Consider the following 9,563-nt stretch of genomic DNA (forward strand, 5'->3'; position numbering starts at 1 on the left):
AGGCGTAGAGATGGTAATGCCAGGCGACAACATCAAGATGGTTGTGACTCTGATCCACCCAATCGCGATGGACGACGGTCTGCGTTTCGCAATCCGTGAAGGCGGCCGTACTGTTGGTGCGGGCGTTGTTGCTAAAGTAATGAGCTAATTATTTAATAATTAGTTTTGCACTTGAAAAGGGCACTTCGGTGCCCTTTTTGCTGTCTGTTATTTGCCGGCTATCTTATTTTCCGCACGATTTGATCTCTTATTTCGCATGACTACTCGCGGTTGGCTATTGTAATCATAATTATTCTCACTTACACTTTGTTCATAAATTGAACGGGAGTGGTTATGTACGTTTGTTTATGTAATGGCGTCAGCGATAAAAAAATTCGCCAGGCAGTACGCCAGTTTCATCCGCAGTCTTTCCAGCAATTAAGAAAATGCATTCCTATTGGAAATCAATGTGGTAAGTGCGTCCGTGCTGCTCGTGAGGTGATGGAAGACGAATTAATGCAAATGCCCGAGTTCAAAGAGATCGCCTAAGCTAGGATTTCTTTTTTGACATCCCGGTAGCCCGTTCTACGCTTCAATTAGTGGAAGCGGAGGGTCTATATAATGAAAGGTGATGTTAAGATTATAAATTATCTCAATAAATTATTGGGAAATGAGCTTGTCGCAATCAATCAATATTTTCTCCATGCGAGAATGTTCAAAAACTGGGGCCTGATGCGCCTCAATGATATCGAGTATCATGAATCCATAGATGAAATGAAGCACGCCGATCAATACATCGAGCGTATTCTATTTCTTGAAGGGATCCCCAACCTGCAGGATCTTGGCAAACTGCACATCGGCGAAGATGTCGAAGAGATGCTGCAGTCCGACCTTAAACTTGAGCTAGACGGCGCGAAGGATCTCCGTGAGGCTATTGCCTATGCGGACAGCGTTCATGACTATGTCAGTCGTGATATGTTGATAACCATCCTTACCGAAGAAGAGCACCATATCGATTGGCTGGAAACTGAGCTCGAACTCATCGGAAAAATTGGACTGCAAAACTATCTGCAGTCGCAGATTAAAGTCGCAGACTGACCATCGATACACCTGCCAGTATAAAACCCGCTGCTCCCATAAAAGGGCCAAATGGCAGTGGGTTTTTTATATCCGCCGTTGTCGGGTGCCACAGCACATTCCCCGCGATAAAGATGCAGGCTGCTCCAGAGGCCAACAGCAACAATAAAGGGAGCTGTTGCCAACCGTGCCATGCGCCCAATGCAGCCAAGAACTTCACATCTCCGTAGCCCAAACCTTCACGATGACGAATAATCCGGTATCCCCAGTAGAGCAGCGCCATGACGCTATAGCCGGCAATGGCACCCCATAGCGCATCGTTAACTTGTAAGGGCCGCTGGCACAGATGAAATAGGATGCCTAACCACAGGAGTGGGCAGGTGAAACGGTTGGGCAGCAGTCCGGTCGAGAAGTCATGCCAACACAGACGAATGCTGAGATATAGGTACATAAAGAAGAAAGCCAGCGTGCAGAGGTCCATTTACTTAAGTCCATTGTGGAGAGCGTTGGCAGTGTGTCGCTCATAGGGCAGGGGAGCAAATGGGATACGTTGGTTTCACGAGCAGCTGCTCAGGATATCGGCACGGGTTGCATTGTGCTGCCCCGAGCATGCGGCTGAGAGTGGATAATTTATAAACACGGCTTGCTTCATGTGGTCATTTGTGTATAATGCGCGGGCTTGTCTAATATTGACAGCGGTTCGATATGAGCCACCGGTACTGCGAAAGCGATACCAGACAATGTTCCCAATCGGGGAACTCTGTAAGAACGGTTACACTCTCCCATCAATCGTAATGGGTTTGAGGAGTAACTATTTCGTCTATAAAATAATTGGAGCTCTGGTCTCATGCAGAACCAAAGAATCCGTATCCGTTTGAAAGCGTTTGATCATCGTCTGATCGATCAATCAACCGCGGAAATCGTCGAGACTGCCAAGCGCACTGGTGCGCAGGTTCGTGGTCCGATCCCGCTGCCGACCCGCAAAGAGCGTTTCACCGTTCTGATCTCCCCGCACGTCAACAAAGACGCGCGTGATCAGTACGAGATTCGTACTCACAAGCGTCTGGTTGACATCGTTGAGCCAACTGAAAAAACCGTTGATGCTCTGATGCGTCTGGACCTGGCTGCCGGTGTAGACGTGCAGATCAGCCTGGGTTAATCAGGTCATCGAGCGATTGAGAGGTTGATACAATGATTGGTTTAGTCGGTAAAAAAGTGGGTATGACCCGCATCTTCACTGAAGATGGCGTTTCTATCCCAGTAACCGTTATCGAAGTTGAAGCAAACCGCGTTACTCAGATCAAAGATCTGGCTAACGATGGCTATCGTGCTGTTCAGGTTACCACTGGTGCTAAAAAAGCTAACCGTGTAACCAAGCCGGAAGCTGGTCACTTCGCTAAAGCTGGCGTAGAAGCTGGCCGCGGCCTGTGGGAGTTCCGTCTGGCAGATGGTGAAGAATACACCGTTGGTCAGGACATTAGCGTTGAACTGTTTGCTGACGTTAAAAAAGTTGACGTAACCGGTACCTCTAAAGGTAAAGGTTTCGCTGGTACCGTTAAGCGCTGGAACTTCCGTACCCAGGACGCGACTCACGGTAACTCCTTGTCTCACCGCGTTCCGGGTTCTATCGGTCAGAACCAGACTCCGGGCAAAGTGTTCAAAGGCAAGAAAATGGCAGGTCAGATGGGTAACGAACGTGTCACCGTTCAGAGCCTTGACGTAGTACGCGTTGACGCTGAGCGCAACCTGCTGCTGGTGAAAGGTGGTGTTCCGGGTGCGACCGGTTGCGACCTGATCGTTAAACCAGCTGTGAAGGCGTAAGGGGATAGCAATGGAATTAGTATTGAAAGACGCGCAGAGCGCGCTGACTGTTTCCGAAACTACCTTCGGTCGTGATTTCAACGAAGCGCTGGTTCACCAGGTTGTTGTTGCTTATGCAGCTGGTGCTCGTCAGGGTACTCGTGCTCAGAAGACTCGTGCTGAAGTAACTGGTTCAGGCAAAAAGCCATGGCGCCAGAAAGGTACCGGCCGTGCGCGTTCAGGTTCTATCAAGAGCCCGATCTGGCGTTCAGGTGGCGTGACCTTCGCTGCGCGTCCACAGGACCACAGTCAAAAAGTTAACAAAAAGATGTACCGCGGCGCGCTGAAAAGCATTCTGTCCGAACTGGTACGTCAGGATCGTCTGATCGTTGTCGAATCGTTCTCTGTTGAAGCGCCTAAAACTAAGCTGCTGGCACAGAAACTGAAAGACATGGCTCTGGAAGATGTGCTGATCATCACCGGTGAGCTGGACGAAAACCTGTTCCTGGCTGCACGCAACCTGCACAAGGTTGACGTACGCGATGCGAACGGTATCGACCCGGTTAGCCTGATCGCCTTCGACAAAGTCGTAATGACTGCTGAGGCTGTTAAGCAAGTTGAGGAGATGCTGGCATGATTCGTGAAGAACGTCTGCTGAAGGTGCTTCGCGCACCGCACGTTTCTGAAAAAGCGTCTTCTGCGATGGAAAAAACAAATACCATCGTTCTCAAAGTTGCTAAAGACGCGACTAAAGCAGAAATCAAAGCTGCTGTGCAGAAACTGTTTGAAGTCGAAGTCGAAGTCGTTAACACCCTGGTAGTTAAAGGGAAAGTTAAACGTCACGGACAGCGTATCGGTCGTCGTAGCGACTGGAAAAAAGCTTACGTCACCCTGAAGGAAGGCCAGAATCTGGACTTCGTCGGCGGCGCTGAGTAAGTCGGAGGAGTAATACAATGGCAGTTGTTAAATGTAAACCGACATCTCCGGGTCGTCGCCACGTTGTTAAAGTGGTCAACCCAGAGCTGCACAAGGGCAAACCTTTTGCTCCGCTGGTTGAAAAAAACAGCAAATCCGGTGGTCGTAACAACAATGGCCGCATCACCACTCGTCACATTGGTGGTGGTCACAAGCAGGCTTACCGTATCGTTGACTTCAAACGCAACAAAGACGGTATCCCAGCAGTTGTTGAGCGTCTTGAGTACGATCCGAACCGTTCCGCGAACATCGCGCTGGTTCTGTACAAAGATGGCGAACGCCGTTACATCCTGGCCCCTAAAGGCCTGAAAGCTGGCGACCAGATTCAGTCTGGCGTTGATGCTGCAATCAAAGCAGGTAACACCCTGCCGATGCGCAATATCCCGGTTGGTTCTACCGTTCATAACGTAGAAATGAAACCAGGTAAAGGCGGTCAGCTGGCACGTTCCGCTGGTACTTACGTTCAGATCGTTGCTCGTGATGGTGCTTATGTCACCCTGCGTCTGCGTTCTGGTGAAATGCGTAAAGTCGAAGCAGACTGCCGTGCAACCATGGGCGAAGTTGGCAATGCTGAGCATATGCTGCGCGTTCTGGGTAAAGCAGGTGCTGCACGCTGGCGTGGTGTTCGTCCTACCGTTCGCGGTACCGCGATGAACCCAGTCGATCACCCACATGGTGGTGGTGAAGGTCGTAACTTTGGTAAGCACCCGGTATCCCCGTGGGGCGTACAGACCAAAGGTAAGAAGACCCGCAGCAACAAGCGTACTGATAAATTCATCGTACGTCGCCGTAGCAAATAATTTTAGAGGATAAGCCATGCCACGTTCTCTCAAGAAAGGTCCTTTTATTGACCTGCACTTGCTGAAGAAGGTAGAGAAAGCGGTGGAAAGCGGAGACAAGAAGCCCCTGCGCACTTGGTCCCGTCGTTCAACGATCTTTCCTAACATGATCGGTTTGACCATCGCTGTCCATAATGGTCGTCAGCACGTTCCAGTCTTTGTTTCCGACGAAATGGTTGGTCACAAACTGGGTGAATTCGCACCGACTCGTACTTATCGCGGCCATGCTGCTGATAAAAAAGCGAAGAAGAAATAAGGTAGGAGGAAGAGATGGAAACTTTAGCTCAACATCGCCATGCTCGTTCTTCTGCTCAGAAGGTTCGCCTTGTTGCTGACCTGATTCGCGGTAAGAAAGTGTCGCAGGCCCTGGATATTCTGACCTACACCGACAAAAAAGCGGCTGTACTGGTTAAGAAAGTACTGGAATCTGCCATTGCTAACGCTGAACACAACGATGGCGCTGACATTGATGATCTGAAAGTTGCGAAAATTTTCGTAGACGAAGGCCCAAGCATGAAGCGCATTATGCCGCGTGCTAAAGGTCGTGCAGATCGCATCCTGAAGCGCACCAGCCACATTACTGTGGTTGTGTCCGATCGCTGAGACTCTGGAGACTAGCAATGGGTCAGAAAGTACATCCTAATGGTATTCGCCTGGGTATTGTCAAACCATGGAACTCTACCTGGTTCGCGAACACCAAAGAATTCGCTGACAACCTAGACAGCGATTTTAAAGTACGTCAGTACCTGACAAAGGAACTGGCAAAGGCGTCCGTATCTCGTATCGTTATCGAGCGTCCAGCTAAGAGCATCCGTGTGACTATTCACACCGCTCGTCCTGGCATCGTAATCGGTAAGAAAGGCGAAGACGTAGAAAAACTGCGCAAGGTCGTAGCGGATATCGCTGGCGTTCCTGCTCAGATCAATATCGCTGAAGTTCGTAAGCCTGAACTGGACGCTAAATTGGTTGCTGACAGCATCACTTCACAGCTGGAACGTCGTGTTATGTTCCGTCGTGCTATGAAGCGTGCTGTACAGAACGCAATGCGTCTGGGCGCTAAAGGTATCAAAGTTGAAGTTAGCGGCCGTCTGGGCGGCGCGGAAATCGCACGTACCGAATGGTACCGCGAAGGTCGCGTACCGCTGCACACTCTGCGTGCTGACATTGACTACAACACCTCTGAAGCGCACACCACTTATGGTGTAATCGGCGTTAAGGTATGGATCTTCAAAGGTGAGATCCTGGGTGGTATGGCTGCTGTTGAACAACCGGAACCGGCTGCTCAACCTAAAAAGCAGCAGCGTAAAGGCCGGAAATAAGGAGCGTCGCTGATGTTACAACCAAAGCGTACAAAATTCCGTAAAGTGCATAAAGGCCGCAACCGTGGTCTGGCGCAGGGTACGGATGTTAGCTTCGGCAGCTTCGGCCTGAAAGCTGTTGGCCGTGGTCGTCTGACTGCACGTCAGATCGAAGCAGCACGTCGTGCAATGACCCGTGCAGTTAAGCGTCAAGGTAAAATTTGGATCCGTGTATTCCCGGACAAACCAATTACCGAGAAACCGCTGGCAGTGCGTATGGGTAAAGGTAAAGGTAACGTGGAGTATTGGGTTGCCTTGATTCAGCCGGGTAAAGTCCTGTATGAAATGGACGGTGTTCCGGAAGAGCTGGCCCGTGAAGCATTCGGCCTCGCTGCAGCGAAACTGCCGATCAAAACCACCTTTGTAACTAAGACGGTGATGTAATGAAAGCAAAAGAGCTGCGTGAAAAAAGCGTAGAAGAGCTGAACGCTGAGCTGCTGAACCTGCTGCGTGAGCAGTTCAACCTGCGTATGCAGGCTGCAAGCGGCCAGCTGCAACAGACTCACCTGCTGAAGCAGGTTCGTCGTGATGTTGCACGCGTTAAGACTTTACTGACTCAGAAGGCGGGTGCGTAATGACCGATAAAATCCGTACTCTGCAAGGTCGCGTAGTTAGTGACAAAATGGAGAAATCCATTGTTGTTGCTATCGAACGTATGGTGAAACACCCGGTATACGGCAAATTCATCAAGCGTACGACCAAACTGCACGTACATGACGAGAACAACGAATGTGGTATCGGCGACAAGGTTGAAATCCGTGAATGCCGTCCACTGTCCAAGACTAAGTCCTGGACGCTGGTTCGCGTTGTAGAGAAAGCGATTCTGTAATACAGTAGTCGTTCTCGATACGAATAGACGGCTCAGCAATGGGCCGTCTATTTTTTCTACCCATATCGTTTAAGCGGTGTTATAATGCCGCGCCCTAGATATGGGGCTTTATAATGACCTGATTTCGGGTCTCAGTAGTAGTTGACATTAGCGGAGCACTAAAATGATCCAAGAACAGACTATGCTGAACGTCGCCGACAACTCCGGTGCACGTCGCGTAATGTGTATCAAGGTTCTGGGTGGCTCGCACCGTCGCTACGCAGGCGTAGGCGACATCATCAAGATCACCATCAAGGAAGCAATTCCACGTGGTAAGGTCAAAAAAGGTGATGTGCTGAAGGCGGTAGTGGTGCGCACCAAGAAGGGTGTTCGTCGCCCGGACGGTTCTGTCATTCGCTTCGATGGTAATGCATGCGTTATTTTAAACAATAACAGTGAGCAACCTATCGGTACGCGTATTTTTGGGCCGGTAACTCGTGAACTTCGTAACGAGAAGTTCATGAAAATTATCTCTCTGGCACCAGAAGTACTCTAAGGAGCGAATCATGGCAGCGAAGATCCGTCGTGATGACGAAGTTATCGTGTTAACCGGTAAAGATAAAGGTAAACGCGGTAAAGTAAAAAATGTCCTGTCTTCCGGCAAGGTCATTGTTGAAGGTATTAACCTGGTTAAGAAACATCAGAAGCCGGTTCCGGCTCTGAACCAACCAGGCGGCATTGTAGAGAAAGAATCTGCGATTCAGATCTCTAACCTTGCTATCTTCAACACGGCAACCGGCAAGGCTGACCGTGTAGGCTTTAGATTCGAAGACGGCAAAAAAGTCCGTTTCTTCAAGTCTAACAGCGAAACTATCAAGTAATTTGGAGTAGTACGATGGCGAAACTGCATGATTACTACAAAGACGAAGTAGTCGCTAAACTCATGACTGAGTTTAACTACAATTCTGTCATGCAAGTCCCTCGGGTCGAGAAGATCACCCTGAACATGGGTGTTGGTGAAGCGATCGCTGACAAGAAACTGCTGGATAACGCAGCAGCTGATCTGACAGCAATCTCCGGTCAAAAACCGTTGATCACCAAAGCACGCAAATCAGTTGCAGGCTTCAAAATCCGTCAGGGCTATCCGATCGGCTGTAAAGTAACTCTGCGTGGCGAACGCATGTGGGAGTTCTTTGAGCGCCTGATCACTATTGCTGTTCCACGTATCCGTGACTTCCGTGGCTTGTCCGCTAAGTCTTTCGACGGTCGTGGTAACTACAGCATGGGTGTCCGTGAGCAGATCATCTTCCCAGAAATCGACTACGATAAAGTCGACCGCGTGCGTGGTTTGGATATTACCATTACCACTACTGCGAAATCTGACGAAGAAGGCCGTGCTCTGCTGGCTGCCTTTGACTTCCCGTTCCGCAAGTAAGGTAGGGTTACTGAATGGCTAAGCAATCAATGAAAGCACGCGAAGTTAAGCGCGTAGCTTTAGCTGATAAGTACTTCGCAAAACGCGCTGAACTGAAAGCTATTATCTCTGATGTGAACGCGACCGACGAAGATCGTTGGAACGCAGTTCTCAAGCTGCAGTCTCTGCCGCGTGATTCCAGCCCGTCTCGTCAGCGTAACCGCTGCCGTCAAACAGGTCGTCCGCATGGCTATGTGGGCAAGTTCGGGTTGAGCCGTATTAAGCTTCGTGAAGCCGCCATGCGCGGTGAAGTACCAGGCTTGAAAAAGGCTAGCTGGTAATTACCAATTGAATCACGGGAGTAAAGACAGATGAGCATGCAAGATCCGATCGCGGATATGCTGACCCGTATCCGTAACGGTCAAGCCGCGAATAAAGCTGCGGTCACCATGCCTTCCTCCAAGCTGAAAGTGGCAATTGCCAACGTGCTGAAGGAAGAAGGTTTTATTGAAGATTTTAAAGTTGAAGGCGACACCAAGCCGGAACTGGAACTTACTCTTAAGTATTTCCAGGGTAAAGCTGTTGTAGAAAGCATTCAGCGTGTCAGTCGCCCAGGTCTGCGCATTTATAAGCGTAAAGACGAGCTGCCAAAAGTTATGGCTGGCATGGGTATCGCAGTTGTTTCTACCTCTAAAGGTGTTATGACTGATCGTGCAGCGCGCCAAGCTGGTCTTGGTGGCGAAATTATCTGCTACGTAGCCTAATCGGAGGAAAAAATGTCTCGTGTTGCTAAAGCACCGGTCGTTGTTCCTGCCGGCGTTGATGTAAAAATCAACGGTCAGGTTATTACGATCAAAGGTAAAAACGGCGAGCTGACTCGTACTCTCAACGATGCTGTTGAAGTTAATCATGCAGATAATGCACTGACCTTCGGTCCACGTGATGGTTACGTAGACGGTTGGGCTCAGGCTGGTACCGCGCGTGCCCTGCTGAACTCAATGGTTATCGGTGTTACCGAAGGCTTCACTAAGAAGCTACAGCTGGTTGGTGTAGGTTATCGTGCAGCGGTTAAAGGGAATTCTGTGAGCTTAGCTTTAGGCTTCTCACACCCAGTTGACCATCAGCTGCCTGCGGGTGTCACTGCAGAATGTCCGACTCAAACTGAAATCGTGCTGAAAGGCGCTGATAAGCAGGTGATCGGTCAGGTTGCAGCAGACCTGCGTGCCTACCGTCGTCCTGAGCCTTACAAAGGCAAGGGTGTTCGTTACGCCGACGAAGTCGTGCGTACCAAAGAGGCTAAGAAGAAGTAAGGT

Annotated in this window: 20 protein-coding genes and 1 pseudogene; 20 read left to right on the forward strand and 1 reads right to left on the reverse strand. The window is 49.8% G+C overall.

The genetic code is table 11. The features are described 5' to 3' along the window. From tuf to bfr, 3 genes and pseudogenes are all read left to right on the forward strand, one after another. Window positions 1-148: pseudogene (gene tuf, locus AB4K05_RS24335) on the forward strand (elongation factor Tu); the annotation flags it as partial. A gap of 185 nt (window positions 149-333) precedes the next feature. After that, the gene (gene bfd / locus AB4K05_RS24340; RefSeq protein ID WP_035894970.1) at window positions 334-528 is read left to right on the forward strand and encodes a bacterioferritin-associated ferredoxin; all 195 of its coding nucleotides are present in this window, start codon (window positions 334-336) and stop codon (window positions 526-528) included. Between the two features lie 72 nt (window positions 529-600). Further along, on the forward strand, window positions 601-1,077 hold the full coding sequence (gene bfr, locus AB4K05_RS24345; protein ID WP_052284880.1) for a bacterioferritin: 477 nt from the start codon (window positions 601-603) through the stop codon (window positions 1,075-1,077). Here bfr and AB4K05_RS24350 read toward each other — a convergent pair. Then, on the reverse strand, window positions 1,061-1,537 hold the full coding sequence (locus tag AB4K05_RS24350; RefSeq protein WP_368482248.1) for an A24 family peptidase: 477 nt from the start codon (window positions 1,535-1,537) through the stop codon (window positions 1,061-1,063). The two genes, bfr and AB4K05_RS24350, sit on opposite strands and share 17 nt — an antisense overlap. 366 nt (window positions 1,538-1,903) lie before the next feature. Here AB4K05_RS24350 and rpsJ point away from each other — a divergent pair, with 366 nt between their 5' ends. From rpsJ to rplF, 17 genes are all read left to right on the forward strand, one after another. Next, window positions 1,904-2,215 carry a 30S ribosomal protein S10 gene (gene rpsJ / locus AB4K05_RS24355; RefSeq protein WP_001181005.1) on the forward strand — a complete coding sequence of 104 codons (312 nt, stop codon included), beginning with the start codon at window positions 1,904-1,906 and terminating at the stop codon, window positions 2,213-2,215. Window positions 2,216-2,247: 32 nt separating this feature from the next. Beyond that, complete coding sequence (gene rplC, locus AB4K05_RS24360; protein WP_035894971.1) at window positions 2,248-2,877, forward strand: 50S ribosomal protein L3; 630 nt, start codon at window positions 2,248-2,250, stop codon at window positions 2,875-2,877. A 10-nt stretch (window positions 2,878-2,887) separates the two neighbouring features. Continuing rightward, window positions 2,888-3,493 (forward strand): 50S ribosomal protein L4, encoded by a 606-nt coding sequence (gene rplD / locus AB4K05_RS24365; protein ID WP_368482249.1) that lies wholly within the window; start codon window positions 2,888-2,890, stop codon window positions 3,491-3,493. After that, window positions 3,490-3,792: a 50S ribosomal protein L23 gene (gene rplW, locus AB4K05_RS24370; RefSeq protein WP_052284883.1), complete on the forward strand. Its 303-nt coding sequence runs from the start codon at window positions 3,490-3,492 to the stop codon at window positions 3,790-3,792. Before rplD ends, rplW begins: the two co-directional genes overlap by 4 nt. Window positions 3,793-3,809: 17 nt before the next feature. Beyond that, window positions 3,810-4,631 (forward strand): 50S ribosomal protein L2, encoded by an 822-nt coding sequence (rplB, locus tag AB4K05_RS24375; protein ID WP_368482250.1) that lies wholly within the window; start codon window positions 3,810-3,812, stop codon window positions 4,629-4,631. A 16-nt stretch (window positions 4,632-4,647) separates the two neighbouring features. After that, entirely contained in the window at window positions 4,648-4,926 is a 279-nt protein-coding gene (gene rpsS, locus AB4K05_RS24380) for a 30S ribosomal protein S19 (RefSeq protein ID WP_001138115.1), read from the forward strand. Between the two features lie 14 nt (window positions 4,927-4,940). Next, complete coding sequence (gene rplV, locus AB4K05_RS24385) at window positions 4,941-5,273, forward strand: 50S ribosomal protein L22 (RefSeq protein WP_052284885.1); 333 nt, start codon at window positions 4,941-4,943, stop codon at window positions 5,271-5,273. A gap of 17 nt (window positions 5,274-5,290) precedes the next feature. Beyond that, complete coding sequence (gene rpsC, locus AB4K05_RS24390) at window positions 5,291-5,989, forward strand: 30S ribosomal protein S3 (RefSeq protein ID WP_006817277.1); 699 nt, start codon at window positions 5,291-5,293, stop codon at window positions 5,987-5,989. A 12-nt stretch (window positions 5,990-6,001) separates the two neighbouring features. After that, window positions 6,002-6,412 carry a 50S ribosomal protein L16 gene (gene rplP / locus AB4K05_RS24395; RefSeq protein WP_035894979.1) on the forward strand — a complete coding sequence of 137 codons (411 nt, stop codon included), beginning with the start codon at window positions 6,002-6,004 and terminating at the stop codon, window positions 6,410-6,412. Next, window positions 6,412-6,603, forward strand: coding sequence for a 50S ribosomal protein L29 (gene rpmC / locus AB4K05_RS24400; protein WP_002919754.1), 192 nt, complete (start codon window positions 6,412-6,414; stop codon window positions 6,601-6,603). Before rplP ends, rpmC begins: the two co-directional genes overlap by 1 nt. After that, window positions 6,603-6,857 carry a 30S ribosomal protein S17 gene (rpsQ, locus tag AB4K05_RS24405; RefSeq protein WP_052284886.1) on the forward strand — a complete coding sequence of 85 codons (255 nt, stop codon included), beginning with the start codon at window positions 6,603-6,605 and terminating at the stop codon, window positions 6,855-6,857. The genes rpmC and rpsQ overlap by 1 nt, the downstream gene beginning before the upstream one ends. A gap of 163 nt (window positions 6,858-7,020) precedes the next feature. Continuing rightward, window positions 7,021-7,392, forward strand: coding sequence for a 50S ribosomal protein L14 (gene rplN, locus AB4K05_RS24410; RefSeq protein ID WP_000613954.1), 372 nt, complete (start codon window positions 7,021-7,023; stop codon window positions 7,390-7,392). 10 nt (window positions 7,393-7,402) lie between these two features. Continuing rightward, on the forward strand, window positions 7,403-7,717 hold the full coding sequence (gene rplX, locus AB4K05_RS24415; RefSeq protein ID WP_368482251.1) for a 50S ribosomal protein L24: 315 nt from the start codon (window positions 7,403-7,405) through the stop codon (window positions 7,715-7,717). Window positions 7,718-7,731: 14 nt separating this feature from the next. Then, on the forward strand, window positions 7,732-8,271 hold the full coding sequence (gene rplE, locus AB4K05_RS24420) for a 50S ribosomal protein L5 (RefSeq protein WP_003031123.1): 540 nt from the start codon (window positions 7,732-7,734) through the stop codon (window positions 8,269-8,271). Between the two features lie 14 nt (window positions 8,272-8,285). Further along, window positions 8,286-8,591: a 30S ribosomal protein S14 gene (gene rpsN, locus AB4K05_RS24425; RefSeq protein WP_003031125.1), complete on the forward strand. Its 306-nt coding sequence runs from the start codon at window positions 8,286-8,288 to the stop codon at window positions 8,589-8,591. A 30-nt stretch (window positions 8,592-8,621) separates the two neighbouring features. Further along, the gene (gene rpsH, locus AB4K05_RS24430; RefSeq protein ID WP_003031127.1) at window positions 8,622-9,014 is read left to right on the forward strand and encodes a 30S ribosomal protein S8; all 393 of its coding nucleotides are present in this window, start codon (window positions 8,622-8,624) and stop codon (window positions 9,012-9,014) included. Between the two features lie 12 nt (window positions 9,015-9,026). Beyond that, complete coding sequence (rplF, locus tag AB4K05_RS24435; RefSeq protein WP_166517306.1) at window positions 9,027-9,560, forward strand: 50S ribosomal protein L6; 534 nt, start codon at window positions 9,027-9,029, stop codon at window positions 9,558-9,560. Window positions 9,561-9,563: the final 3 nt, after the last annotated feature.

Origin of the sequence: Kluyvera sp. STS39-E (genome assembly GCF_040932435.1) — a bacterium.
Lineage (GTDB): Bacteria > Pseudomonadota > Gammaproteobacteria > Enterobacterales > Enterobacteriaceae > Kluyvera.

Bases quoted from the DNA above. Each gene is read 5' to 3' on its own strand.
- bfd (WP_035894970.1), top strand. From the start codon at position 334: ATGTACGTTTGTTTATGTAATGGCGTCAGCGATAAAAAAATTCGCCAG.
- bfr (WP_052284880.1), top strand. From the start codon at position 601: ATGAAAGGTGATGTTAAGATTATAAATTATCTCAATAAATTATTGGGA.
- AB4K05_RS24350 (WP_368482248.1), bottom strand. From the start codon at position 1,537: ATGGACCTCTGCACGCTGGCTTTCTTCTTTATGTACCTATATCTCAGC.
- rpsJ (WP_001181005.1), top strand. From the start codon at position 1,904: ATGCAGAACCAAAGAATCCGTATCCGTTTGAAAGCGTTTGATCATCGT.
- rplC (WP_035894971.1), top strand. From the start codon at position 2,248: ATGATTGGTTTAGTCGGTAAAAAAGTGGGTATGACCCGCATCTTCACT.
- rplD (WP_368482249.1), top strand. From the start codon at position 2,888: ATGGAATTAGTATTGAAAGACGCGCAGAGCGCGCTGACTGTTTCCGAA.
- rplW (WP_052284883.1), top strand. From the start codon at position 3,490: ATGATTCGTGAAGAACGTCTGCTGAAGGTGCTTCGCGCACCGCACGTT.
- rplB (WP_368482250.1), top strand. From the start codon at position 3,810: ATGGCAGTTGTTAAATGTAAACCGACATCTCCGGGTCGTCGCCACGTT.
- rpsS (WP_001138115.1), top strand. From the start codon at position 4,648: ATGCCACGTTCTCTCAAGAAAGGTCCTTTTATTGACCTGCACTTGCTG.
- rplV (WP_052284885.1), top strand. From the start codon at position 4,941: ATGGAAACTTTAGCTCAACATCGCCATGCTCGTTCTTCTGCTCAGAAG.
- rpsC (WP_006817277.1), top strand. From the start codon at position 5,291: ATGGGTCAGAAAGTACATCCTAATGGTATTCGCCTGGGTATTGTCAAA.
- rplP (WP_035894979.1), top strand. From the start codon at position 6,002: ATGTTACAACCAAAGCGTACAAAATTCCGTAAAGTGCATAAAGGCCGC.
- rpmC (WP_002919754.1), top strand. From the start codon at position 6,412: ATGAAAGCAAAAGAGCTGCGTGAAAAAAGCGTAGAAGAGCTGAACGCT.
- rpsQ (WP_052284886.1), top strand. From the start codon at position 6,603: ATGACCGATAAAATCCGTACTCTGCAAGGTCGCGTAGTTAGTGACAAA.
- rplN (WP_000613954.1), top strand. From the start codon at position 7,021: ATGATCCAAGAACAGACTATGCTGAACGTCGCCGACAACTCCGGTGCA.
- rplX (WP_368482251.1), top strand. From the start codon at position 7,403: ATGGCAGCGAAGATCCGTCGTGATGACGAAGTTATCGTGTTAACCGGT.
- rplE (WP_003031123.1), top strand. From the start codon at position 7,732: ATGGCGAAACTGCATGATTACTACAAAGACGAAGTAGTCGCTAAACTC.
- rpsN (WP_003031125.1), top strand. From the start codon at position 8,286: ATGGCTAAGCAATCAATGAAAGCACGCGAAGTTAAGCGCGTAGCTTTA.
- rpsH (WP_003031127.1), top strand. From the start codon at position 8,622: ATGAGCATGCAAGATCCGATCGCGGATATGCTGACCCGTATCCGTAAC.
- rplF (WP_166517306.1), top strand. From the start codon at position 9,027: ATGTCTCGTGTTGCTAAAGCACCGGTCGTTGTTCCTGCCGGCGTTGAT.